This window comes from Mucilaginibacter sp. P4_E8 (assembly GCF_056401495.1).
The window spans coordinates 18,483-44,577 of the sequence record NZ_JBFUJG010000010.1; the positions used below are offsets into that span (position 1 = coordinate 18,483).

Annotated in this window: 24 protein-coding genes; 6 read left to right on the plus strand and 18 right to left on the minus strand. The window is 42.4% G+C overall.

Going from position 1 to position 26,095, the window contains the following annotated elements:
• Window positions 1-9 precede the first annotated feature (9 nt).
• On the minus strand, window positions 10-2,022 hold the full coding sequence (locus AC1DRQ_RS06330) for a glycoside hydrolase family 127 protein (protein ID WP_477422969.1): 2,013 nt from the start codon (window positions 2,020-2,022) through the stop codon (window positions 10-12).
• A gap of 300 nt (window positions 2,023-2,322) precedes the next feature.
• On the opposite strand from AC1DRQ_RS06330, the gene AC1DRQ_RS06335 reads away from it, so the two are divergent.
• Complete coding sequence (locus AC1DRQ_RS06335; protein ID WP_429398387.1) at window positions 2,323-2,679, plus strand: hypothetical protein; 357 nt, start codon at window positions 2,323-2,325, stop codon at window positions 2,677-2,679.
• 202 nt (window positions 2,680-2,881) lie between these two features.
• Here AC1DRQ_RS06335 and AC1DRQ_RS06340 read toward each other — a convergent pair whose 3' ends face one another.
• From AC1DRQ_RS06340 to AC1DRQ_RS06365, 6 genes are all read right to left on the minus strand, one after another.
• On the minus strand, window positions 2,882-3,100 hold the full coding sequence (locus tag AC1DRQ_RS06340; protein ID WP_477422971.1) for a heavy metal-binding domain-containing protein: 219 nt from the start codon (window positions 3,098-3,100) through the stop codon (window positions 2,882-2,884).
• A 2-nt stretch (window positions 3,101-3,102) separates the two neighbouring features.
• Window positions 3,103-4,554 (minus strand): PepSY domain-containing protein, encoded by a 1,452-nt coding sequence (locus tag AC1DRQ_RS06345; RefSeq protein WP_477422973.1) that lies wholly within the window; start codon window positions 4,552-4,554, stop codon window positions 3,103-3,105.
• Between the two features lie 2 nt (window positions 4,555-4,556).
• Window positions 4,557-6,914 (minus strand): TonB-dependent receptor, encoded by a 2,358-nt coding sequence (locus AC1DRQ_RS06350; protein ID WP_477422974.1) that lies wholly within the window; start codon window positions 6,912-6,914, stop codon window positions 4,557-4,559.
• Between the two features lie 371 nt (window positions 6,915-7,285).
• On the minus strand, window positions 7,286-7,657 hold the full coding sequence (locus tag AC1DRQ_RS06355; protein WP_429398394.1) for a hypothetical protein: 372 nt from the start codon (window positions 7,655-7,657) through the stop codon (window positions 7,286-7,288).
• Between the two features lie 56 nt (window positions 7,658-7,713).
• Window positions 7,714-8,070: a hypothetical protein gene (locus AC1DRQ_RS06360; protein ID WP_477422976.1), complete on the minus strand. Its 357-nt coding sequence runs from the start codon at window positions 8,068-8,070 to the stop codon at window positions 7,714-7,716.
• A gap of 178 nt (window positions 8,071-8,248) precedes the next feature.
• On the minus strand, window positions 8,249-8,614 hold the full coding sequence (locus AC1DRQ_RS06365) for a hypothetical protein (protein ID WP_429398398.1): 366 nt from the start codon (window positions 8,612-8,614) through the stop codon (window positions 8,249-8,251).
• A 178-nt stretch (window positions 8,615-8,792) separates the two neighbouring features.
• Here AC1DRQ_RS06365 and AC1DRQ_RS06370 point away from each other — a divergent pair, with 178 nt between their 5' ends.
• Window positions 8,793-9,092: a hypothetical protein gene (locus AC1DRQ_RS06370; RefSeq protein ID WP_477422978.1), complete on the plus strand. Its 300-nt coding sequence runs from the start codon at window positions 8,793-8,795 to the stop codon at window positions 9,090-9,092.
• A gap of 59 nt (window positions 9,093-9,151) precedes the next feature.
• Here the strand turns inward: AC1DRQ_RS06370 and AC1DRQ_RS06375 are convergent, their stop codons facing one another.
• From AC1DRQ_RS06375 to budA, 3 genes are all read right to left on the minus strand, one after another.
• The gene (locus AC1DRQ_RS06375) at window positions 9,152-10,393 is read right to left on the minus strand and encodes a DUF3179 domain-containing (seleno)protein (RefSeq protein ID WP_477422979.1); all 1,242 of its coding nucleotides are present in this window, start codon (window positions 10,391-10,393) and stop codon (window positions 9,152-9,154) included.
• Window positions 10,390-10,548: a hypothetical protein gene (locus AC1DRQ_RS06380; protein WP_477422980.1), complete on the minus strand. Its 159-nt coding sequence runs from the start codon at window positions 10,546-10,548 to the stop codon at window positions 10,390-10,392. The genes AC1DRQ_RS06375 and AC1DRQ_RS06380 overlap by 4 nt, the downstream gene beginning before the upstream one ends.
• Window positions 10,549-10,703: 155 nt before the next feature.
• On the minus strand, window positions 10,704-11,522 hold the full coding sequence (gene budA, locus AC1DRQ_RS06385) for an acetolactate decarboxylase (protein ID WP_477422981.1): 819 nt from the start codon (window positions 11,520-11,522) through the stop codon (window positions 10,704-10,706).
• A gap of 152 nt (window positions 11,523-11,674) precedes the next feature.
• Here budA and AC1DRQ_RS06390 point away from each other — a divergent pair, with 152 nt between their 5' ends.
• From AC1DRQ_RS06390 to AC1DRQ_RS06400, 3 genes are all read left to right on the plus strand, one after another.
• Window positions 11,675-12,382 (plus strand): DsbA family oxidoreductase, encoded by a 708-nt coding sequence (locus AC1DRQ_RS06390; RefSeq protein WP_477422982.1) that lies wholly within the window; start codon window positions 11,675-11,677, stop codon window positions 12,380-12,382.
• 215 nt (window positions 12,383-12,597) lie between these two features.
• Window positions 12,598-13,272 (plus strand): hypothetical protein, encoded by a 675-nt coding sequence (locus AC1DRQ_RS06395; RefSeq protein ID WP_429398409.1) that lies wholly within the window; start codon window positions 12,598-12,600, stop codon window positions 13,270-13,272.
• A gap of 136 nt (window positions 13,273-13,408) precedes the next feature.
• Window positions 13,409-14,560, plus strand: a complete 1,152-nt coding sequence (locus tag AC1DRQ_RS06400) for an MFS transporter (protein ID WP_477422984.1) — start codon at window positions 13,409-13,411, stop codon at window positions 14,558-14,560.
• Here the strand turns inward: AC1DRQ_RS06400 and AC1DRQ_RS06405 are convergent, their stop codons facing one another.
• On the minus strand, window positions 14,561-14,830 hold the full coding sequence (locus tag AC1DRQ_RS06405; protein ID WP_477422985.1) for a hypothetical protein: 270 nt from the start codon (window positions 14,828-14,830) through the stop codon (window positions 14,561-14,563).
• A 156-nt stretch (window positions 14,831-14,986) separates the two neighbouring features.
• On the opposite strand from AC1DRQ_RS06405, the gene nhaA reads away from it, so the two are divergent.
• Window positions 14,987-16,285, plus strand: a complete 1,299-nt coding sequence (nhaA, locus tag AC1DRQ_RS06410; RefSeq protein ID WP_477422987.1) for a Na+/H+ antiporter NhaA — start codon at window positions 14,987-14,989, stop codon at window positions 16,283-16,285.
• Window positions 16,286-16,563: 278 nt separating this feature from the next.
• Here nhaA and AC1DRQ_RS06415 read toward each other — a convergent pair whose 3' ends face one another.
• From AC1DRQ_RS06415 to AC1DRQ_RS06445, 7 genes are all read right to left on the minus strand, one after another.
• Entirely contained in the window at window positions 16,564-17,697 is a 1,134-nt protein-coding gene (locus tag AC1DRQ_RS06415) for a glycoside hydrolase family 26 protein (RefSeq protein ID WP_477422989.1), read from the minus strand.
• Between the two features lie 14 nt (window positions 17,698-17,711).
• Complete coding sequence (locus AC1DRQ_RS06420) at window positions 17,712-18,968, minus strand: AGE family epimerase/isomerase (RefSeq protein ID WP_477422991.1); 1,257 nt, start codon at window positions 18,966-18,968, stop codon at window positions 17,712-17,714.
• 127 nt (window positions 18,969-19,095) lie between these two features.
• Window positions 19,096-20,304, minus strand: coding sequence for a glycoside hydrolase family 130 protein (locus tag AC1DRQ_RS06425; RefSeq protein WP_477422993.1), 1,209 nt, complete (start codon window positions 20,302-20,304; stop codon window positions 19,096-19,098).
• 12 nt (window positions 20,305-20,316) lie between these two features.
• A complete protein-coding gene (locus tag AC1DRQ_RS06430; RefSeq protein ID WP_477422994.1) occupies window positions 20,317-22,149 on the minus strand; it encodes a sodium:solute symporter family protein in 1,833 nt (610 codons plus the stop codon).
• Between the two features lie 181 nt (window positions 22,150-22,330).
• A complete protein-coding gene (locus tag AC1DRQ_RS06435; protein WP_477422996.1) occupies window positions 22,331-23,209 on the minus strand; it encodes an AraC family transcriptional regulator in 879 nt (292 codons plus the stop codon).
• Window positions 23,210-23,369: 160 nt separating this feature from the next.
• Window positions 23,370-24,446: an IPT/TIG domain-containing protein gene (locus tag AC1DRQ_RS06440; RefSeq protein ID WP_477422998.1), complete on the minus strand. Its 1,077-nt coding sequence runs from the start codon at window positions 24,444-24,446 to the stop codon at window positions 23,370-23,372.
• A 29-nt stretch (window positions 24,447-24,475) separates the two neighbouring features.
• The gene (locus tag AC1DRQ_RS06445; RefSeq protein ID WP_477422999.1) at window positions 24,476-26,083 is read right to left on the minus strand and encodes a RagB/SusD family nutrient uptake outer membrane protein; all 1,608 of its coding nucleotides are present in this window, start codon (window positions 26,081-26,083) and stop codon (window positions 24,476-24,478) included.
• Window positions 26,084-26,095: the final 12 nt, after the last annotated feature.

Sequence of the window (26,095 nt, forward strand, 5' to 3'; positions counted from 1 at the left end):
AGCGTTGATTTATTTAGATAGGATATCAATATACTTAACTTGCTCCGGGAACCAAACGGTCATTTCGCCCTTACCACGATTGGCCCACGAATAATATGGAATAGCGGTTAAAGTACTGTTGGTGGTAGTTACATTTTGGCCGGCCTCATCAACCTGGATGCTTTTCACTTCGGCCTTTAAAACGGTAACCCCGTTTAGCAGATCGGCATTATACGATGGGGTAAAAACAACATCTTTAGCAACAATAAAGCTGCTGGGCTTGCCTGCATTATCCTTCCATTCGGCACAATACATGATGGGGCCGCGTTGTATGGCAATCTTACCGTTATCGTCCTTTAGTTTATCATTGGCTACTACTCTTTGCACATCCATAGGCAAATTAAGCTCAACACGATCGTTCTTTTTCCACTTTTTGCTGATAACTGCATAGCCATTCTGCATCTGGTAATCAACCGCTTTCCCGTTCACTTTTATTTCAATTTTTTGTGCCGATGGTTTTTCATAGGCATACAGATCAGATGGAATAGCCTTATCCTGTGCCCAACCCGGTATGCGAATCCTGAGGTTCATATCCAAAGCCGAAGCCGGGTCAATGGTAAACGCCAAAGCGCCATCCCAGGGATAATTATTTTGCTGGGTAATTTTAACTTCTTTATTATTTACCTTAAAATTTCCTGAACCACTGATGAACAGGTTCACATAAACATCCTTACCGTTTTGCGCATACATATAACCCGGAATGGAAGGCAGCAAGCGCACAACATTGGTAGGGCAACACGAACAGGTAAACCAGCCCGAGCGCTCACGCTCAATATCGGGATGGGTAAAACTATCCCTGATCTGCATGGCATTGGTGTAAAAAAATGATTTACCATCAAGCCCTACGCCCGATATTAGTCCGTTATACAAGGTTTTTTCCAATAGGTCGATATATTTTGAATCACCATGCAGTAAAAACATGCGCTGGTTCCAAAACACATTGCCTATGGCTGCACAGGTTTCATTATAAGCAGTGGTGTTGGGCAACTCGTAATTATCGCCAAAGCGCTCGCCATCGCCAACGGCACCTATACTACCCTGCACATATATTTTTTTGCTTACCATGTTATCCCATATCTTATCAATGGCGGCAAGGTATTCTTTATCGCCGGTAAGGGCAGCTACATCGGCCATACCCGAGTACAGGTACATAGCTCTTACGGCATGACCCTCGGCTTCATCCTGGTTAACAACAGGAGTGTTGTCCTGCCAGTAAATGCCGTTTTCAAATGGGTTCTTGCTTTTCTTGTTATAATCTTTTTTACCGCGGGCATCAATAAAAAATTTGGCCAGGTCAAGGTACTCCTTTTTACCACTGATGCGGTACAGGCGCACCAAACCCATTTCCACAATTTCATGACCGGGCGCTACCTGTCTTTTGCCGGGTCCGAAAGTGCGTACCAGCAGGTCGGCATTTTTAAGGGCTATGTTCAGAAAATTACGTTTGCCGGTAGCCATAAAATGCGCCGCCGCGGCCTCAAACATGTGACCGCAGTTATACAGCTCATGGCTCATATTCTGCTCGTTAACCCAGCGCTCCGGGCCAGCCCAGGCTTGCGGGTGCAATGGGTCAATGGTGCGCGCGGTGTACAGGTAGCCATCTGGCTCCTGGGCTTTACCTACAATAGTGATCAGCGAATCAAGGTATAGTTCCAGTTTTTTATCGGGATGAACAGCTAAAGAATAGGAAGCTCCTTCTATGGTTTTATAAATATCGGTGTCATCAAAAGGATAAGTAGTGCAAAATTTACCCGAACGGGCAGCAGCCATCTCGAAATTTTTTACCCGACCGGTACTTACACAACGTGCAAATGATGCCGGAATGGTTGCCGTGCGGTTAGTTTCAATGCGCGACGTCCAAAAATGATCGGTAAGTTTTACGCTGGTAAACGGAACCGGCTGAATGGGGTAATCTTGCTGTTTTTGTGCAAAAACCCCAAAACTGCAGCATACTATTATTAATAGACAGACCTTCTTTTTCATAATTGGCTAAAGCATGAAGTGTTAAAGTTACATTTTTCGGAAATATATGAAGTGTGTATTTTACAATTATTTTCAGTAATTACTCGGGAGTGTTCGGGTTTTCAGCCCTCACAAAAAGCGAACACCCGAACAGGCACGCTTATTGCAATACAACTGTAAGTCGATGATCTGTGCATTCTTAAGATCATTGCCTTTGATACCGGTTTACGAGCAAGCCGATATCAGCCAGTAAACTTAACCTGCTGTTCATGATTAGTTTTAATAGGGATCTTACTTTTAGTTATTGAAAAAACGACTCTCATGAAAAGAACATTTTTAACATCAGCACTGTTAATTTGCTGCTTTTTAGCCAGTTTTGCAGCTATTGCCGATTTTTCGGGCATGTGGACAGGTACCCTGAAAACCGATACCGGCGAAGTGTATCCCCTGCTTTATAATTTTAAGGTTGATGGCGATAAGTTAACCGGCACCGCCAAAACACCCAAAGGCGACCTGCCCATTGACGATGGTAAAGTAACCGGTACCGACTTTAAATTTACCGTTATGCTTGGCAATATGGAGATTGAGCACACCGGTAAATTCTATGACGATTCTGTTGGCGTTGATATTGCGGTTAATGGTACAAAAGCGCATACCACGCTGTTGAGGAAGAAATAGTTGAAAGAGACAAGAAGTAAGAATCAAGAGATAAGATAGAAGACTTACGAAGTTTTAAAAACTTCGTAAGTCTAACAAACTCCCGACACACTTTGTCATGCTGAACTTGTTTCAGCATCCCACAGGACAAGTGGATAGCATAATAGTTAACCTGCATGTGGGATGCCGAAACAAGTTCGGCATGACTATATTATTAGTATTTCTACTTATCCTCCGTAGTATCCCGCTCTACCAGTTCCATGCCGCATTTGGGACAAACGCCGGGTTTATCTGCACTTACATCAGGGTGCATGGTACAGGTGTATTTGCCCTTCTTTTGTTTACTTTCTGTGGCCTTGTCTGCCTTGTTATTACTGCTACAGGCGTTAAAAGCGCTTAATGATATGATGGCTAAAGCCAGGATTATAATTGATCTTTTCATGGTTATTTGTTTTTAATAAAAGAGGCAAACCCAAACAGCGATACCACCAGCACACCTAAAGCGGCCAGCATACTTACTATGTCGCGGATATCTTTACCAGCCCAGGTCATACCGAAATATTTATGCAGGAAGATGAAGGATAGTCCTTCGGCCCTGTCGATACCGGCCACCTTGGTGGCCAGTTTGGATGTGGTGGTTTCTATATACCAGTTATTGCCATTAGGGTAACCCACACGCTCAACCGGCAGGCGCTTGTTGATAAATCCGTATTCGTTATCAAACTGTTTAATCATATCTACCTTAACCCTGCCTTTATAGGTTTTTAAACCCGATGCGGTGGTATGATAGTAGGTACTTAAAAACCGGGCATAATCTTCGTCGCCGAGTTCCTGTTCTTTACCGGTTAGGGTATTAAAATATAAAACCTGCTTTTTGTTGTCCACCACCTGGTAATACGTGTTGTTATAAAAACTTACTATGCCTGTTTTTCTAACGGTGCTATCTGCAATGGGCAAATTCAAATTAGATATACCTAGCTGCTTGCGACTGATCACTTGCCCATAATCTGCCTTGTCCGGCTCATTATTGTACAGCTTAACAAATAAATGAAACGCTCCACTTATCACAAATGTTAACATTACAAAAGACACGATAAGTCCGATCTGCCGGTGAAAACGATGAATAAAACGTTTGTCTTCGGTACCATTGGCTTTACGGTTTTGCTGTATGGTTTTAAACTTTTTCCAGAACAAACCATATATGGTTAACCCGCTGATCAGCGAGCACAGCAGAACGCACATAATAACCAACAAGAATCCATTACGAAAAGTATCGCCGGCAATATCGGCCAAAAACTGCCAGGTGTGGAACTGCTCAAACACCCACAAAAATGCTTTGCGGGTATTATTATTAAAAGTGCCCATGCGGCTTTGGCCTGTTTCTATATAAACATCCATCCCATCCGGGCGATTAAATGACACCTTCCATACAGGCAGCAGGTGGTTAATAGGCTGGTATTGCCCGTCGAACGTGGTTTGTAATACCATACTTTTCAAGGTAGATGTAGAGTCCTGTGTAAAAAAACGGGCCAGGTATTCTGCATAGCTAATGTCGCCATTGGGCAGTAATGCCCCATCGGTAGCCGAGTAATATTTGTACACGCTATCCCGGCCCAAAACCTGGTAAAATGTGCCTTTGTTAAAATTTACCAGATTAAAATTCCGTAGTTCCTGCAGGTTGTTCTTATCCATCACTTGCTGAATAGATAAGGCTGATTTCATTCTGCTTTGCGACAAAGGTTTAAACACTTCTTTAGCAATCTCTGGCCTAAACCAGTTTGACATAAAAGGGTGCGACAAGCCGCTCAACGTCCAAAAGATAACCGGTACCAGGCCTATTAAACCAACTACGCGGTGCCATTTATAAAATTTACTTTTTACTGCTGGTGATGCCATAATCAATATTTTGAAAAAGAGTAACTAATGCCTAAAGTGTAAGTACGCGGCGGCGCGGCGTTATAAGTATCGCCATACTGATTACTGGTTACCGTGGTAGCATATAATTTGTTGGTCAAGTTAAGTACATTAAACCAGATGCCCGCCCCCTTTAACACGCTGCTTTTGATATCGTACCCTAAACGCAGGTTGTAAATATCATACCCGCTATATGTTTTGGTATTGGCCGGATTGGTATAATATTGGTTAATATGCTGCCACTCGGTAGCTATTCTGAAACCAGGCACGTACATTGGTTTATAGGTAAGCTCGGAGTTAGCTATCCATGCAGGGGCATTGTTCATGCGTTTACCATTATAACTGATCACTGTATTAGCGCCTGTACTGTAATTGGTAGTAACCTCGCTATATTCTACATAGGTATGCCTCGCGTTGGTACCGCTAAACCTGAAGGTTAATTCATGAACCGGCGCCAGTGTTAAAGCATATTCAATACCCCGGTGACGGGTAGCGCCTGCATTCTGGTTCTGGGTGGTATTATCGGGCAACAACTGGTTAATGATCTCGTTATGTCCTTCCAGATCAAACAGGCTCAGCTCAACGTACAGCTTTTTATCAAAGGCCGAAAACCAGCCCCCTACTTCGTAGTTATCAAAAGTAGCTTGCTTTAACGGGGTTAACTGGCGGGAGCTGTACAGGTCGCCGGTTTCTGGCGGTTGGAAACCCACGCTGTAATTGGCGTATAAACCTTTATTATGTCCCAGGTCATACGTTAAACCCAGTTTGGGGGCCACAATATTAAAGTTGTTGGTTTCCTGTTGTTTGTACTTGGTTTGGCCAGCAGGTAAACCATTGCTAAAATCATAATGCACCCGGTCATACCGCAAACCGCCAACAATGCGCAGGGCCTCAACAGGTTTTATTTCGTATTGAAGATAAGCGGCGGTGTTAAATAACTTAATCCTGTAATCATCAATATACTTGCCGGTATTGGTAAATCCTGTATAGTAGTTGTTCTKTACATCTTTGTTGATGTTAAGGTATTGAGCATAGTATGAACTCGGACTATCGTCCATATAAGCGCCTGCGATCAGGCGCGAATGCAGAAAACCAAAATCAACACGGTGCTGGGCCAGCAAGCCATAGCTTTGGAATTTTTGATCATTAACCTGTCCGTTAGAACTCAGGTATTTCCCTGTATTATCCCGTACATCTGATATATAATAGCTAGGCAGTTGCGCGGTGGAGTTATCGCGGAAAAACAAGGTTACAAAAGTGCTATTCTTATCGTTCCATTGATGATCTAACCGGGTGCTTGCCCTGAATGATTTTACTTTACGGTAGGTAAAACGCTGGTTTGACCCATAACTTCGATCATAAAAACGGGCGCTATCCAAACTGCCTGGGGTTTGTGTGTTGAGGTAATTGTAAGCCGCGGCTGTGGTTAAACGGGTAGTGGCATTAAAATCATAAGTGGTTTTAAAATTGCCCGAGTATTTATCAAAATCGGAGTAATCTTGCCAGCTGTCTTTCTGGTGGGCTATGTATCCGCCAACATACAGGCCAAACTTACCCTGACTAAAACCGCCATCCGCATCAACCCGGCGGTAATGGTAGTTATCACCCTGAACAGAGACGTTACCGGCATAACCCGATGGCGGGCCCTGTGTAATAAAGTTAACCGCGCCGCCAATAGAGTTACTGCCATAAAGCGATGATGCAGGACCCTTGATCACTTCGATATCCTTAACACCCGTCATGTTGATCTCATACAGCGAGTTATGGTTAAAGATACCCGTAGGGCGGATAGGTAAGCCATCCTCCATATACAGGTAAAGCGCGTTATAGGTAATAGGCTGACGGATGGCCATAGTGTGCTGCTCGTTACCTAAATTAACCATGTAAACGCCGGCTACTTTGTTTAATAACTGGTACAATGCCGTCGCTTTTGTATCTTTTATTTGGGTGGAATTTATTTTGCTGATGGCGATGGGTGCATCCTGCCTGGCCTGGCCCTCTCTGCTGGCGGTTACTACCACAGGCTGTAAGTCGACAGTAGAAGGCTCTAAAGCTACATCAAGGCTTTGCCCCTTTAAGGCTGTAACTTCAATAATGCGCGCATTATAGCCAACCATGGCAAATTTAAGCCGGGTAATGCCTTGCGTATTTATAGTAAAACGCCCCTTTGCATTTGTAGTGGCCAGTTTTGTGCCATTTGCTACATCGGCATTACAGATAGATGCGCCCACAAGTGCCTCATGCGTATTGGCATCTGTTATAGTACCCTGCAACGTGGTTTGACCAAAAACCGGGGTTAAAACGGATAAAAAAAGTATTAATAGGATTAGATATAGTTTCATGTATAAAGCATCAGGAGCAATAGCTCCGGGTATAAAATTTAGTATAGGAATATGAGTTTTCCGGGATTTTGGTTTGATGATGACCACTGTCATTCGACCGTAGCGAGAAACCTTATACGATTAATATGCATCGTGTATAAGATCTCTCCTCGTACCTCGTTCGAGATGACATTGAGCTTTATTGCTTTTTAACTACTTTGTCATTGCGAGCGATAGCGCGGCAATCTCATCGTTTATGTTCGTCACCTGTCCTGTGAGATTGCTTCGTTCCTCGCAATGATATGATGAAAATCTGCAATGACGACAAAACAATCACCAGGCAAAAGCATACGACAAAGCCATCAAATAAAATCCGGGAAAATAAAATGGGGTTATCCTAACTGCGGAGGGCGGAAAACTGCACCAACACGGTTAACCGGTAAGGTACAATCAAAGGGGGTTACAATAATTTGCAACAAGCTGGAGTGGAATTTAATATCAGTTGAACTGATAACATAAACCTCCTGAAAGAGGCTCTTTTGCGATTGCCTTTCATCGCTGGCCTGCTTATCCTCTGCCTGTTTTATCTTTTTCGCGAAATAGCATTTACCATCACAGTGCAACCAGGGTCTATTCCGGTTTTCGCAAAGTTTGGTGGCAATGTAATTCCTGTTCAGTTCAAAACCCGCATAAATAAAAAAACGCGAGAAATTAACTGTAACCAGTGAAATGATGAGTAAATAGGCTGTAATACGTTGCAGCATGTTGGCGCAAAGGTAGTAGCTAAGCTTTTAATATGCAACGGTAAATAAAAAACAAATTAATTACTCCTTTTTAATACAGCACTCAGGTGTTCGCCTTTATAAACAATATGCAGCTTAATGGAGTCTGGGTAAAGTTTACCGGTATGCGGGGCATTACCATCGGGCACGGGCACGTTAAATGAAAAGTCATTGCCGTTTATCATGCCATCAGTAATGTTTGCATCACATTGTGGCATATGTGCGGTTCCGGTAAGTTTGCCGCTGTCTATTTTAAAGGTATAGCTCAGCTCAAAGGTACTGTTATCCGGAAGTTTTAACGTACCAGTCCACTTTCCGTTTATGTCGGTCACAGCGGCAAAACAAACTACAAAAAACACGATTAACGCGGTAGTTGCAACTATCTTTTTTTTCATGGCAAGGGGCTTTGCTGTCAGCAACTAATAACGTGCTGTTATGGAGATACAATTGCCCTCTTAAAAAGTTTGATAAATAAAAAAACCTTACCGATTAGTAAGGAATCCAGCCCTCCCTGGCAGGGAGGGCTCCAAAAAAGTTGGCCCCATCCAAAGGATCTTTAGACAGGGCTTTTTATTATTTCTTTTCTTCTGGTCTTTTTAATACGGAGTGTATTTTTGAACCATTGATCTCCAGGTCAATAGCGGTTGAGTCGCCATAAAATTTACCGGTATGAGGTATATCCATACCACTGGTGGTTACATTGAATGAAAAAGTGGTACCATCTGTTTTACCTGCGGCTATCTGTACATCACCTTCGGGGGTTAAAGCAGTGCCGGTTAATTTATCGCCGTCTATCTTAAAATTATACAGCAAAGGATATTCTGAACCATCGCCCATAACCAATTTTCCGGCCCATTTACCATTAAGGTCAGCAATAGCAGCAAGGCAAACCATAAAACAGCCTACCAGCATCGTAGTAGTAAAAATCTTTCTTTTCATATTGAGTTTTTATTTACCTAAGATAATGTGTTTTTTGTTAAAAATCTATTAAGCATAAATTATTTAAAACACCACAATTTGGCTTTATTTAAAGCTAAAGCGCACAGTTATGTTATTTATTTTTACATATTAACTGAATGTTATTTAGTGGCGCAAATATTTGTTTAATTTTGACGCGATGAAAAAAGTGGAAGTATTAAAGCTGATGGACTTGATTGAAGATATCAAGAAACTTGATGACTTGATTGTGCTCAGTCGTAAAAAAAAGACTTCTGATTTTGTACTGAACCAATACGAGGCGAAAAAGATCAAGATGGTAGGCTCTATTATTAATGAGCTGGCCAATCCACCTATTCAATCAATAGAAAGCTACCTGATCATTAAAAAGATACTAAACAAATATTACCCCAACATAGCCGAAGATGAGCAGATTACCGATAGCGATATTGGTAAGATTATAGCTGTTATTGAAGGGTAGTGCCTTTACTTTTGCACTGGTTATGGCATAGTCCAATACCGCTCATAGCCGCATCAAAATCAATAAATACCCGCCATAGGCTCAGACTCTGTTACCCCTCCGTCCTTCCAAAACGTTGTTGATGGGTGAAAATGTTTCCAGGAACGCCAGTACTCCTGATAAGCTTGTATTTTGATTAACTGCTGCCCCTTTTGCGGACCAGATGTGCATATACCATCCCAGTCCCAAACCGAAGCTGTTTCCTCATCGGTAAGCAGGCCATTATTATCCAGGTTAAAGTGCAGTGTTTTACCCTTTATAGTACTGTTCCATGCATGGTATGTAAGGCTGTCTTTTTCAATACCTATCAGCAGGGAGCTGTGGTCAAGTTCATCATTAAGCAGGCGTTTGTTATTCAGGTGGCGCCAGTCATAAGCCCGGGCCTGGCCATTTACAATTACACCTATTACCCAGCTTTTTTTGATCAGCGAATCTTTGTTTTTAAGCGTACTATCGCGATCAACTATTTGTATGCGGTCGTAATTTTTCAGGTCGGCATAATCAGTAGTATACAATTTATCAGGCTGCATAATGAGCGATGTTGGGTGCTTTTGCAGCCAGGCGCCCAGGGTTGATTGCTCATAAGGCAATTCCTTTAATTGCTTACCTTTTAACTCGCCAACGGCGGCATTACCAGTAGCCTGGTACCACCATGTTTTGGTGCTTTCATCTTCAATAATGGCATTATAATGCCTTGCGCCCACCAGTCTGAAATTTTGCTTTACACCGTTTATAACCGGACTATATACCCTGCCCGTGCGGCACATGGTGCAATAAGTTACCAAAACAGGCACCTCACCTACCTGATCCTGCACTTTATGATGATAGCCCAGATAAACTACCGGGTACGCTTTTGCAACACCATTGTTTATTACACCGATCACCAGAAAATTTAGCGGAACTCTATTAGTAAGACCATTGGCAAACTTTGCCGACGTTGTTTCTTTAAACATGCTTTCGGCTTTGTATGCAATATCAGTAAAGTAAAAACTGCCCATGCATAGTAATAACACTACTGCCTTTACAATTTTGCCTTTTGTTGAATTTTTTGCATAATATTTAAACAGGTACCAAACAACAAGCAAGACACCCACTATACGTAGTGGATTAACAAATTTTTCGAGATAATAGCATACGGTAATAGCGTTCAGATCCTGGCTGCCCGGAAAAGGCATCAGCAGGTAAGCGTGCACCAGTCCCGGCACTATCAACAATATAAAGCCCCACCAAAATATCCCCGTTCTGTTGTAATCTTTCATCATGCTTCGGGGGTTAAGGCAGCATACCTGTTTGGCGATGGCAGGTAACCACTTGTTTTAAGTATGCCTGCAAGTCGGCCGTAAAAAGCAGTATCCTGACGATAGTTCAATAAACCTGTAATTCCGGGCAGGTTTTCGTCCAATGGTATGTATGGCATATCAATAGTTAGGGGTTACCGGTTTGCACCGACCAATAAATATAACAATCTGGTTTATAATTATTTCGAATTTATTAAAAATTACTTTTACAAAGAAAGAACACAGCATAATTATTTTTGAGCGTAAACCAGCTTTTTCCCGCTTTTATTAAACACTACTGCTTTTTACCATTCTCTACGCTTTTGATCTCTTCTTTGCGGTCTTTTTTAAAATCGAAATTGTTAAAATCAGTTGTTTGCGGTATATCCATGGTAAAACTGTTTAAGGGGTCAACTTCAACGGTAATGTCTTCGGCAATCAGGTCAACCACATGCCCTCCAAACACTTTATCGGTCGATAAAAAATGAAAATGATAGCCGGCAATATGAGGGCCTTCCATAAACTTAGGGATTCTGAAACCTACCAGATCGCCCTGCATATCGGCATGATCAAAAAAGTGCTGCTTGTCAAGTAACTCGGCAAGGGGTAAATAAGGCTTATCTGCCGGCGGAAACGCACGGGCCTTAACCAATTTAAATTTACCGCTGATATGTATAGCATAAATACCGTTTTGGTTGGTAAGCAAGCTATCCAGGTAACTGTAAAACGCAGCTTTGTTTAGCGTACCGCTATGTTTATAAACCTTAACAGGGTGAAAGAAACAAGCGATTGCATAAGGTGTTTTGCCGGTATCAGCAAGTTGGGTAGTTTTGCCGGTATATTGCGTTTTATACAAATTGCCTTTAAATATTAACAGTTCGCCATCTACACGGTCGGGCGCACCTAGGCCAAAATCGCCATGCTGTTTAAGCTGTTTATAGGGATACCAGGCATCATACAGCCCGGCTATAAATGCGGAGGCAATACCCGCACTAAACAAATTATTATCGTTAAGGTTAGCCGGCTTCGCCTTTTGCTGCGCAACTGATGTAAAACTATAACAGATAAGTACTGTTAAAAGGCAAAAACACGGGTAGTTTCTTTTCGTCATCATATATGGTAGTTGGGGTTTACAAAGCAATTGTTTTATGGGCATGTGTACAAATATTATAAGTACAAATATTTTAAGCTGCCGGGAATTTTACTTTGCCCTTACGGGGATGCCACGCGGGTATGTTAGTTTTGTGTATCAATAAAAGAAATAACATGAAGATAGAAATATGGTCTGATGTGATGTGCCCCTTCTGCTACATTGGTAAACGAAGATTTGAAGAGGCTCTGCAGCATTTTGGACACCAGGACCAGGTAGAAATAGAGTGGAAAAGCTTTCAGCTAAATCCTGATATGAAAACTGATCCAACCACAAATATTACGCAATACCTTGCTGATGCAAAAGGCTGGACACTGGATTATGCCCAGCAAATGAACGATCATGTGACCCAAATGGCTGCAGAAGTTGGTCTTACCTATAATTTTGACAGATCAATTGTGGCCAATAGTTTTAATGCCCACAGATTTAGTCACCTGGCCAAGAAACATAATCTTGGTGATAAAGCTGAAGAAGCTCTATTCAAATCATATTTTACCGATGGATTGAATATTGATGATCAGGATACCCTTATTAAACTTGGTACTGAAATAGGTCTTGATGCCGAAGAAGTGAAGCTGGTGCTTGATAGCGGCACCTATGCCGATGATGTAAAACATGATATTGCCCAAGCGCAGCATCTGGGTATAAGAGGGGTTCCGTTCTTTGTGTTAAACAACAAATACGGCATATCCGGTGCACAGGCCGTTCCGGTGTTTCAGGAAACAATTGAAAAATCATTTACCGAATGGCAGCTGGAAAACAAAAAACCTGCACTAACCATAATTGAAGGCGAATCATGTTCGCCCGATGGTGATTGCAATTAATGATATATTATACAGGCATCCGCAGTTTAAAAATACTGTGGGTGCCCTCCTAAGTCACTTCTCTATTTCCGCCCGCTTTTTCCCATTTTCACCTATATCTTACCTTGTTTGCAGCTATGCATACAAACGCAACCGTTAAATAGTTTTAATATTTTTCAATAAGCCTAAACAATTATTATCTTTAGTACGGGTAAAACCTTATCATAAATGTGTGTATGAAAAACCTGTACAAGGCGGCTACTTTTTTGTTTTTACTTACGGCCATTAATAGCTGTAAACCAGATCCGGATATTTATCCAACCAAAATTATCCCTATTCCTGGGTATATCAAACCAGATACGAGCGCTGCAAGTACGGGAGATTACTATTTGAAAGGTACTTTAAATGGTCAGGCATTAAACTGGCAGGAAACTGATGGCTTTGATGGCTGGGTTACGGGATCAGCCTCGGCTACTTCAAATGACCAGGGCGAAATTACAGGCAGCCTTACCGCGTTATTATCAGATTCTAAAGAGTTTAAACCACAATTTGGGGTTGAAATTGGCATGTTTCACGCCTTGCCTAATGATGATAAATCAGTAGTTTTCAAGTCGTTTGTTAAAACGGGCACATGGAATTTTGGAACAGATCATGATGCCGCCGACGCCAAATTTGTATCAATTACTTATGTAGATAGCCAGGGCAAATTATATACAAGTGCAAAAGGAGGAGCACAAACAGGCAGTGTTAATATTGTATCCATAACTTCGGTACCAGCTGAAATTGGAAGGGAAGAGGGACTAAAAATTAAACTTACTTTTTCCTGTATGTTGTATCCCATAGATGGGACAGGCGCTTCTTTAACATTAACAAATGCGGAAGCTACCGTGTGGCTGGAGAATGGTTTATAGTTTTTTTTATTTGCGCTAAAAGCCTAATTCACACTAAAGTAAAAAACGTTTTAGCATATTAAAGTATAAAATAATTGCTATATCTTTGTAAACATAAGCAATAGTGTACTTTTTACACTTTGATACCATAATTACAATGATTGACGCACTTGAATTACCAGTCTTAACATCAAAAAAAGCACTCCGCATTGCTGTGGGAGCTATGTTTTTTATGGCTGGATTAAGCTTTTCAAGCTGGGCATCACGTATTGCAACAGTTCAGCAAACCATGGGCCTTTCTGATGCCGCCCTGGGCGCTGTTTTATTTTCGCTCCCCGTAGGTTTAATGTGTTCCCTCCCGTTTTCGGGCTGGATCATCACTAAAATTGGCAGCCGTAAATTGCTGATCAGCGCTTTACTGGTATACGCTACAGCCCTGGTAAGCCTGGGTTTGGCGCAAAATACATTTCAACTTATTATTTGCCTGGTATGTTTTGGTTTTAGCAGTAATGCGGTTAACATATCCGTTAATACACAGGCCGTAGCTACCGAGGAGTTGTATAAAAGACCAATAATGGCTTCGTTCCACGGTTTATGGAGCCTGGCTGGGTTTGCCGGTGCAGGCATAGGCACTTTTATGATAGCCAATAACATTTCCCCCCTTTATCATTTTTTGCTGATGCTAGTGGTTATTTTTACAGGGGTGATTATAGCTGCACGGTATTTAAAAGATGATAAAGTAACCGATCCCGGTCCCGTATTTGTAATGCCCGATCATTCCCTGATAAAGCTGGGTGTTATTGCCTTTTGTTCCATGATATGCGAAGGCGCGATGTTTGACTGGAGCGTTATTTATTTTAAAAAAGTAGTACTTGCACCACCAGCTTTTGTAGGTGTAGGTTTTACGGCTTTTATGTTAACCATGGCGGCCGGCAGGTTCAGAGCCGATTGGTTTGCCCACCGCTATGGCTTAAAACGCACCCTGCAGGTTAGCGGTGCATTAACCGCTACAGGATTATTAATAGCTGTGGCATTTCCGTATGTATATACCGCTATTGCGGGTTTCTTATTGGTAGGTGTGGGCGTATCATCAGTAGTGCCCATGGTATTTAGCGCGGCAGGTAAGTCAAAAACCATGCAACCGGGTGTTGCCCTGGCGGCAGTATCAACCATAGGCTTTTTGGGATTTTTAGTTGGGCCACCTATTATTGGTTTTATTGCCGGCATGGCTACCTTAAGGGTATCATTTATACTTATAGCTGCTATGGGTGTTTCGGTAGTGGTGGTATCGTCTAAAGCCAAGATCTGATCATTCCTCATTCAGATCTGCCTCGCTGGGATTAAGCAGGTATTCAAATTGCTCATATCCATTATGAAAAATAAAGTTCAAGCGCTCTTTAGGCAAATCAATATCAAGGGATATTAACCCTAAGGTTTGCGGCAGATTGTCCCGTATTAATTTAAGGTCGGTTACATGGGGCATGTCAATAAATATATCCTCACCCCGGGCTTCAATTTTCCATCCCTGCAAGTGAGCATTATTCAATACATCAATCCATTTTTGCTGATAAACATTCATAATTCTTTTTTATTATTAAAGGCTTAACCCGTTTAATTGGTTTTAAATATTTGAGGTTGATTAATAATTTAATACCCGCAATCTGATTATCTGCATAATCAAAACATCATCGGTTATTTAATTCCGCCTGATAAAAATTCCTTAATTTAGGCAGCAATGAGGCATCCATCTCCTATTGATAAAATCACTGCGCCGGTAAGCAAGTTCATCCATCAGGAGCATACCAGTGGTATTGTACTTTTTATAAGTGTTTTAGTTGCTATTATATGGGTAAACTCTCCCTTGCAACACTTTTATCATGATCTGTGGGACATTAAACTCTCCTTAGGCTTTGGTGGCTATGTTCTTGATCACTCCCTTCACCTGTGGATAAATGATGGCCTGATGGCTGTATTCTTTTTCGTGATCGGACTTGAATTAAAGCGGGAATTTATGGCCGGCGAGCTATCCACTATAAAAAAAGCGTCGTTACCCATGGTGGCCGCCCTGGGCGGGATGCTGGTACCAGCCCTTATTTACTTTTTTATTAATAAAGGCACAACAGCCGAACATGGCTGGGGCATACCTATGGCAACTGATATCGCTTTTGCACTTGCACTGCTTTCTATTGCCGGTAAACATATCCCAACATCGGTAAAAGTATTCTTATCCGCATTGGCTGTCGCTGATGATCTGGGCGCGGTGCTGGTAATAGCTATATTTTACAGTTCGCATATAGCATTAATGCCATTAACTATAGGCATGTGGTTATTAGTGCTCCTGCTTATAGGCAATAAATTGGGCATACGGAGCATTATTTTTTACCTGGTAATAGGCTTTGGGGTTTGGGTAGCCTTTTTATTATCGGGTGTACATGCTACTATTGCAGGTGTGCTGGTAGCCTTTACCATCCCGGCACGAACCAGGATCAACGAGAAAAATTATGCCGAAAGCCTGCGTAAGCTTTTGTTTGATTTTGAAAAGGCCATTCCCAACAACAGCACTTTAACCACACCCGAGCAGCACGATACTATTGAAAAAATAAAAGAACTAAGCATGGATGCCGAAACTCCGCTGCAAAAAGTGGAGTTCGCGCTGCACCCCTGGGTAGCCTTTGTGGTAATGCCGCTTTTTGCTTTGGCAAATGCGGGGATTGTTATTGGTTCCAACTTTTTTTCGTCGCTGGTTAACCCGGTAAGTATAGGTGTAGCAGTTGGCTTATTGGCCGGTAAGTTCATAGGTGTACTGCTGGCTACCTGGCTCATGATAAAGTTTGGTGCACAATTACCCGCTAAAGCCAGCTGGAAACAAATAGTTGGCGTAGCACTGTTGGCCGGTGTTGGTTTTACCATGTCGTTGTTTATATCCGGCCTTGCCTTTACTCACCCCGAAATGATTGATCAGGCTAAATATGGCATCCTATTGGCATCACTGCTGGCTGGTGTGCTTGGAGTGATGGTATTGAGGAAGTCATGAATAGTTAGTATGATTTGCTATATGAGTTTGGCTAAAGCCATTCTTACTTACTTTTATCCGTTGGCTAAAGCCAACGGCAATGAAAACAACACCCTGATTTAAAGATTCATTGCCGTCCCATTTATGGGACGGAATAGTTAGTGTTTATGGGCTTTAGCCTAAACTGTAATTGTTAGTTCAGACATCCGCCAGTTCAAGCGTCCTTCGCTTACACAGGACATTATTCAAGCGTTGACGCTTGAACAGGCAATGTGCCTGAACTGGCAAGAACTCAAAACTCACCACTCATCACTACTACTCAAATTTGGCTTACCATACACACCCAATGGCGTCAACCTGTTTTGAAACAGAGTTTGCTGGCTGCTGTAAAATTTTATAAAATCATCGGCACTGGCCTGACCAGGGTATGGTGCATAATAATGATCTGTACGGCCATTGCGCCATGCCATTACGTATGATACTTTATGTTTTGACAGGGTTGGCAATAACACTTTAGTCCACCAGTCGGCCATGGGAATTTGCTCATAGCCGGTTTCAGGCAGGCAAGCTAATTTGTGGTGCCTGGCGGCAATGGTATCTAAAATAGCAAGGCGCTTATCCAGCTTAGCCTGGTAATAAGGTACGCTTTTGGTGCAGTAATTATCAAAACCAATAAAATCGGCATAACCATCGCCAGGGTAGCGTTCCAGAAATTGCTCTTCTGATTCAAAATCAGCGACTGAATACACGATGAGTAAATTGTGCAGCTTTTTATTTTTACGCAGGTAATCAACGGTAAATTGCCATAGTGTTTTAAATTCATCGGGCGTGCTGGTATTTTTACACCACCAGAACCAGTTACCCGTAAGCTCATGAAACGGCCTGAAAAGAATAGGGATAGCCTCACCCTGCGACCCTTTCAGATCAGCCATATAGGCTGCCGCTTTATCAAGCCAGCTTACGTAAACGTCATGGTAAGCCCCTCCGAGGATCAGGTCTTTCACCGTGTGCTGGGTGGTATCCCAGGCGGTTTTGCCATTGGCCGGGTTATCCATATGCCAGCAGTAGGTGTTAATGCCACCGCGCTCATAGGCATCTTTTACCAATTGCTTTTGCAGTTTAAATGGTATGCCGTTAATATCTTTAGTGCTATCATGCTCAATTTTGGCCAGGTCCCAGCCATATAAAGCCGGGTATGATCCGGTAACGCTTTTCACATCTGAGCGATTGGGATCAAACCTCCACCCAACGCCATACGCGGTATCGTCATGATGACCAAATATTACCCCGCTCCCCAGCAAACGCCGCATGCTGTAAAAGAGTTCCCTGGTTTCGGTAGTTGCCCTTTTATCACTTGGGCTATATAATTGCGCATCTGCAAACAAACCGTAAAACACTAAAATCCCGGCAATGATCACCTTAAAATATTTCATGTAATTTCTTTCCTTTAGTGTATATGTTTAATAATTTCGATACAAGCCCTGCTGTTGTGATAAGGGCATTTCCATAATCCTACTTTATCTTCGCCCGGCATTACACTTCCATCGGCGGTAATACCCCAAAACCATTCGCCATTTTGCTTGTCCAGTATTTTACTTTTTACAAAAGCCCAGTTGTTTAACGATAGGTCAAGATATTTTTCATCACCGCTTATTTGCCAGGCATTAAAAAACCCAACCATCGCTTCGGCCTGCACCCACCAGTGTTTTTCTTTTATGAGATGCCGGGCGGCCGGTTCATACTCGTACCATAAGCCCCCATCAGCATCCAAACCCTCCAATGTTGCACCGGTTATTTCCAGGCAGATCTTTTTTACCCGCTTTTCACGTACTTGATCGCTTATCACCTCGGTGGCTTCCAGCAAAAGCCATGTGGCTTCAATATCATGTCCGTATGATACCGTGTCTGACCGGCGGTTCCAATCCTCATCAAAAAACAGGATGAGATGGTGGGTTTGAGCATCAATAAAATGATCACAGAAGTTATCAATAAGCGTTTCTATCTGCTTCCTGAGCGCTTCATCTGGCCAAATGCGGTACAGGTTGGTATAAGCCTCCAGTACATGTAAATGGGTGTTCATCGTCTTTTTTTCGTTAGCATCCTTTGCGCTCAGGCGCAGATCATTTATCGGTTGCCAATCACGCGTAAAGGCTTCCAGATAACCGGTTTTGTACTGGTCATAGCTTTTATCAACCAGTAAATGGTATAAGCTGATCGCAAGGCCTCTGGCTTCCTCAAAGCCCGATGCCATGTAGTATTCGCTCAGAGCATATATGGTAAACGCGCTGGCATACGCTTGTTTTTTGGCATCCAGCTTATTCCCTTTGTTATCAACCGACCAATACACCCCGCCAAATTCATGGTCGATAAAATGGGCTGTAATATATTCGTAGGCACGCTGCGCCATTTGCAAAACCGCTTCATCAGGCTTTTGATTATAAGCAGCCGAAAAGCTCCATAAAATGCGGGCGTTCAATACTGATCCCTTTGGAGCCGCAGGACTAACCTGGTTATCATTATCAATTTTTCCCCAAAAACCACCATTTATTTCATCGGGAGAATTTTTTAGCCAGTAATTAAGGATATTGTTCAATTCCGCATTAAGCTCCTTTTTCAGTTCACTAAGCAGGCGCACGGGCTCCTGCTCCCCGCTTGAGAGGGGGTGCGTTGAATTGTGTTGTGGTAGGGGTGTGTTGTCCATCATGATTGAAAAACACAACCCTCCGCCCCTCTCAAGAGGGGATTCGCACATCCCCATGCTTCTATTAGTGTATATTTTAATTGTTTAATCATAACTGTTATCATTTCCTGGTGCAAGTTAAGTTCCCCTCTCAAGAGGGGATTCGCACAGTCTCTTGCTCGTTTTTATGCAAATTGTTATTATTGTCAATGATCTGATAAATGGCATCAACCGATGTGGACGACCTTAAGCCATCAGCCGGAGTATTTACTACATAATCAATTAGTTTATTCAAGGTAGTAGTAGCCACATGCATCCGGGTATCTGACGATGCGTAGTAAATGTAAACTGTTCCGTCATCATCAGCTATCCAGCCATTACAAAACACCACATTTGATACGTCCCCTATCCGCTCCTCACCTTCAGGTGCTAAAAAATAACCGCCAGGTTTGTATAATACTTTGGTAAGGTCATTTAGATCGGTCATGAACATATACAGCACATAACGCAAGCCCGCGGCGGTATTACGTACTCCATGCGCCAAATGCAGCCATCCTTGTTTTGTTTTAACAGGTGCAGGTCCCTGGCCGTTTTTGGCCTCATAAACGGTGTGGTAGTTTTTATTATCGATGATAGTTTCCTGATCAATAACCGCATTCTCTATATTATCGCACAAACCAAAACCAATACCGCCACCAGTCCCGGCACTTATAAAACCATCCTGCGGACGGGTATATAAAGCATATTTACCATAAACAAACTCCGGGTGCAATACCACATTCCGTTGCTGTGGCGAATTGGTTTTCAGATCGGGCAAACGTTCCCAGTTCATCATATCCTTTGTACGTGCTATACCACAGGCTGCTACCGCCATTGACTGATCATGCGCCGGGGCTGCTGGATCGCGCCTTTCGGTGCAAAACAGACCATATATCCAACCATCCTGGTGCCGGGTTAAACGCATATCGTACACATTGGTATCGGGCTCATCAGTTTGAGGCAGATCAACCGGGTAATCCCAAAAGGTAAAATTGTTGATCCCGTCTGCACTTTCGGCTACCGCGAAAAATGATTTCCGATCGGCTCCTTCAACGCGGGCAACTACCAAGTACTTGTCATTAAATTTTATGGCCCCTGCATTAAAAACCGCATTGATACCAATACGCTCCATTAAATACGGGTTGGTTTTAGCATCAAGATCATACCGCCAGTTAATTGGGGTATGCGCCGCTGTTAACACCGGGTGCTTGTAGCGATCAAAAATACCATTGCCTGTACCTGCTATTTCATTGGGGGTGTTGATCAGTCGCGTAAGTTCATCCTGCAACCTGGCTAACCTTTGTTTAAATTCCTGTATCATATAAGCTAATTCTCAATAATCTTTTAATTTATTCCACCACGTTCTTTTCAGTATCATCATAATAACCGCCAGCAGGCCGATGGTAACCAGCAAGGGCAATTTTTGATTTAATATGAGGTACATAGGTAATATAGTAAGACATAGCTGCCCTATGGTACCAACCACCACATTAAACATATTTAGTTTAAAATTTTTATTGGGTACAAATGCCGCGTCATCCGCCATTACCAATTGTTTAACGGGTTCCCAAAAACCCCAGGGCCGCACATTGCTGTAAAACGATTTTAACACTTCCATGTCCGTTGCCGGCGTAACGTATGATCCAATGACAGAACCTGCCATGGAGATCAAAAACAACAACGGGAACCAGTACAATAATTCACCCGATGGTATAAGTAATGAGAATACCATTGATGATAATATACCCGCCAGCATGCCATAAAAAAATCCGTTAGCATTAAAACGCCACCAATGCCATTTTAAAACGTTCGAGGCTATATAGCCGCCATACAGTGCGGATACGATCCATTGCAAAACGCTGTTCACATCTTTTACAAAAAAGCCAAGGATCACCCCCACTGCAACCACAACCACGCCAACCAGATAATTCATGGCGATGATTTTTTTGGTAGATGCCGTTGGGTTAACATATTTTAAGTAGATATCATTCACTATATAGGCCTGCGCAGCGTTCATGGTACCACTAAATGTGCTCATGAACGCACCAAGCAAACCGGCCAGCAGTAATCCTACCAGGCCAACTGGTAAAAAGTTATTGATAACCGCCGGCAAAATCCTTTCAAAATCGATAGCACCGGTGGCATCCTTTAGGTTCATTTCATTATAATATAGCAAGCCTAATACGGTTAAGCTTACTATGAGCGAGTAACGGATGGGCAATAATATGATGCTTACAAAACCGCTCATTTTGCTGGCCTCTTCGGGCGAGCGGGTAGAGAGGATCTTTTGCATATCATAATTAGGCGCCGGCCCGGCCAATGCGGCAAAAAAGCCCTTAAAGGTCATCATCATGAAAAATAAACCGAACAGCGAATAGCCATCGTCCTTTATCTTTTGATTTACTTCGTTGATGATGCCCGTCCAGCTCATGCCCAGGTTTTTACCAAAGAAGGGGCTGTACCAGCCGTTGGGCACGTTCAGGTTATGACCTGTTAATTTGTTTGCTGCTATAAAGCCAATCCAGATACAGGCTACCGTCATGATACTGTATTTGATCATATCGCCCAGTACAATGCTATGCATCCCGCCTAAGATGGAATAGAACATGGCAAACAGGGTAAAAACAATACCATATATATTCGGCACATACTGCGGCGCGACATTAAATGGCACATAAGCCTTAACCAACTCCCAGGGAATAAAAATTTCGATAAATTTTCCCAGGCCAATAAAACCATAAGCCAAAAAACCAAGACAACTTAACAGCGCGAATGCGATAACCACCATGTGCGACTCACCTACTCCCGGACCCGACTTGCCAAAGCGGGTGGCCAGCCACTCGGCACCGGTGGCCGCGTTTGAGCGGCGTAGCCACCGCGACAGGTACATCATTAAAAACACCTGGTTAAATACCGGCCATAGCCAGGGTATCCAGATGCTTTTCATGCCATACACAAAACACAGGCTTACCATCCACATGGTACCACTAATGTCGAACATGTCAGAAGCATCACTTAAACCCAGCTTATACCAGGGTAATAATTTACCTCCAAGCATGTAGCTTTCTTTGTTTTCGCGCGCTTTTTTACGGTACCATAAACCTATAAAAATGGTGCTTAACAAGTATAAAACTATAATGGCAACATCAAGTAAGTGTAATTTCATTTAGGTTGTTTGAAGGTGCTGATATGGCAATATGATGTCGGTGTCAAATGGTATATAAAGGTTAATGCTAAAATAAATTTATCAACAACCCTATTATAATACTATTTTAACTTTATATTTTGGTTTATTTAACAAAATGGCCCTGATATTTTCAAAATCATCGCCAATTGAATGTCAAAACTTAAATAAATACGCGATTACCGGTATAAGTTTCCCTGAACTCCTTAGGGATGCAAAGCTTTTTGCGTTTAAATATCCGGTTGAAATTTGATATGTTGTTAAAGCCACATTTATAGGCAATTTCGGCTACGGTAGTGGTCGAATCGATAAGCATACGTGATGCATGGCCCAACCTTATTTCGTTAAGGCTATCAATAAACGTTTTACCGGTACGTTTTTTAATAAACCGGCTAAACGAGGCCTCGGGCATGTTGGCAATTTTAGCCACTTCGGCCAGAGTAACCTGTTTATTGTAGTTCATGTTCATGTGCTCAAACACCCTTTCAATGCGCCTGCTGTTGTAATAAAACTTTTCGTTGGTAAAGCTTGGATCCGAAAGCATTTTCATATTGCGCGATATGGAAAGATCATGCAGTATGGATAATAGCTCTAATACTGAGTCGAATCCATTCTTTTTATCCAAATCCAATATCCTGCCTTTAAGCGCCAGAATAGTTTCGGGCGAAAACGCAATACCTCTTTGTGAACGCTCCAGCATACTTTTCACAAAGCTTAACTGGTTGCGTTTCAAAAATTTTTCATCAAAAAGATCCTTATGGAATTGTATGGTAATTTCAGTGATCTCCTCGCTTTGGCATTGATGCGTAAACCAGGCATGGTACAGATTTGGCCCTACCAGCGCCAGCTCCAGGTCGTCAATAACTTCGATATGCCCGCCCACAACCCGCTTGGCGCCTTTGGCATTAATGATCAGATTTAGCTCATACTCGTCATGGTAATGAAGCGGGAAGTCGAACTTTTTTTTGACCCTCGAAAAAATAGTAAAGCAATCGCTTGGGGTTAGCGGTGTTATTTCACGCATTACGTTACTTGTCATCATATATTAGGCATACAAATAAGAGTGTTAATATTGATACTAATTTAACATAAAAAAATCAATTTATATACATTGTTATTAGTAGTTGTAAATTAACTGTACCCATTGGTTAAAAAACATCCGGCCCGGCAAGGTCTTTTGCAGGCCGGATGTTAAGGCGTAATTATTGGTTTACAATAAGTACATCATCAAAATAGAATGTCTCATCCTGGTCATTAGGTCCCTTTATCCAGAAACCTAATTGATTAAACGGTGTCCCTTTGTTCCAAAGATCAAGCGTGGTAAGCGGTATTTTAAAATAAGTCCAAACATTTGCCGGAACAGTGATCGGGGCCGATACATCAGAGTTGCCGAACCCGCCTGCACGCTTGTCGCCAGTGATGTAAAGGGTATAATCTTCTGATGCTCCTTTGAGCCAGAATGTGAGGTATTTGTAAGATGGATTGCTGGCAAAACCATTAGACCAGTTTGAAAAACCATCCTGGCTCCAGTTACCCTTAGCATAGGTTGCCGCAAATGATTTTGTACCTGATTTGGATACCGTAGCAGATATTGTTGCCGGGCCCCATGAGTTATTAGCCCATCCATCAGTACCATAATCATCTGTAAAAATCTTGTAAGCTTTATCCAAATTTTCAAATACCTGGGTAGTAGTAACCGGGCCTGTTGAATTAGTAATAATTAAAGGCGCGCCCAAAACCGAACTATTTGCAGGCATGGTTATAACCAGTTCCTTTTTTGTTTTTGACACAATGGTAATTGCATCATTTGAGCCAACAAACTTTACGGATGAAACATCGCCCAGGTTATTACCAGCAATTGTAATACTTGTACCACTCGTAAAATTGTAGTTAGATACTGATGATATAACAGGAAGCGCGATCACAGTAAATGGCACTTTCAATTGCTTACCTAATTTGTTGGTAATTATAATGTTCTGTTTACCTCCGTTAGCCGTATCAGGAACCCTGAATATTAAAGCCTTATCAGTATTAAGCACCGTATTGAACGGGGCCGGAACGTTTCCCGTTTCAAAAACGACGGATTGAATTTGACCAAGGCCGCTACCTGTCAATATTAATGCAGCCCCACCTTTAGCCGAATCGGGATCAAGCTTATCGGCTATTGGATTGGATGAAGCAGCAACGGGCTTTTGTGCTTCCTTTGTACATGATGTAATTACCGATGCGCCACCAGCAAACGTGAGCACTACGATCAGTAGTTTATATAATTTTTTCATGATTACTATAATTTAAATGTTGTAGGTCATTATTTATAATATGCAACGGCAGGTTCAAGCAGTTTTGGATCCTGAACAGTTTCTGACTGCGGCGGAGGTAAAAACATTTGTGCCTGGGTCAACGTAGCTTTAAAACTGGTAAGTCTTCCACTTCCATCCAAAGTACCCCGCTCCTGTGAGGCAACAATTGCCGCGGCTTTGGTAAAGCCTTGTCGCTGAATATCAAACCAATAATCACCTTCAAAAGCAAATTCAACTTTTCGCTCGTGTAAAATATCATTTTGGGTAATACTGGTAAGGCTGGTTAATCCGGCACGATTATGTACCGCGTTGAAGGCTTTTAAAGCCGCAGCATCAGCGGTAGAACCACCACCGGCTAATACAGCTTCGGCATAAATAAGTAATACATCAGCATATCTGAGTATATAAGTAGGCATGCTGGTATGGCCGTCTGGCGTAACCGGTTCAGTAGACCTGTTAGTGCCCACTATATATTTCTGAATGTTTGAGCGGGTGCCGGTAAATATAAAATGGTCGTCTGTAGCTTTGCCGGTGGTATCATAAGTAAATCCATTGGGGAAATTATCATTAACCCAATCGGCCCTATGAAATCCCTGTTGCATTACAGACCAGCCGCGTCTTTTATCTGCAGCTTCGTACCCTGTATTGGTGTTTAACATATCAAATGATGGCACAACAGCCGAGTATCCGTTGGCACCGGTTGGTTTTGGGTGAACAAGCGGCTGTGGCGCAACATAAATTGAAAACCTGTTTCCACCGTTCCAACCCATGGAGGCCAACCATCTTAAGGAGAATAAATTTTCGACATTATTGGTATTAGCAACGGTAGATGATGTAAACATGGCGTTGTAACTGCTATTTAAGCCAAGCTTGCCTGCACCCGCACCATTTGCATAATCAATTACCTGTCTTGCTTTAGCGGCAGCATTTGCATAATCTTTAAGGTACAGGTAGATCTTAGCTTGCATACCTATGGCAGCATATTTTGTTACACGACCATCCTGGTAAGATACTTCAGGAAGACCAGCTTCTGCAGCTTTCAGATCTTCTAACGCGAAACGCAAAACATCTTTTTGAAAATAACGGGGTACAAGATAGGCACCCGGTTTTGTAAGATCCAGCGGATTATCAACTATTGGCGCATCGCCAAACGCTCGGCCAATATAAAAATAAGCAAACCCACGTATAAATCTGGCCTCGGCAATACCTACATCCAGGAAACCGGTGTTACTGCCCAACTGTACTTTTTTATCTTTAAAAGTTTGTATTAAAACTGATGCCTGACCTGCAGCTTTATAGCAAGAGTTCCAGGTGCTTGATATTAACCCATCAGTACTTTGAATTTGGAAGTTATAAAATGAGTTGTACTGGGAATTACCCTGTGTACCGGTTACAGTTCCGCCTAATACATCACCTACTGATGTAAAAGCCTTGTCGAACCAATCGCCCCAAACGTTATTGTATAAAATTCCGGTAGCACCGTTTACCTGCGCAGCTGTAGTATAATAGTTATCGGTGGTGGGGCTTGTTGTTGATGGATGGCTCAGGAAATCCTTCTTACAAGAAGCTTCCAGGCAAATCGCTACAAACATTATGAATATGATTTTTATTTTCATCTTGCTTAGTAT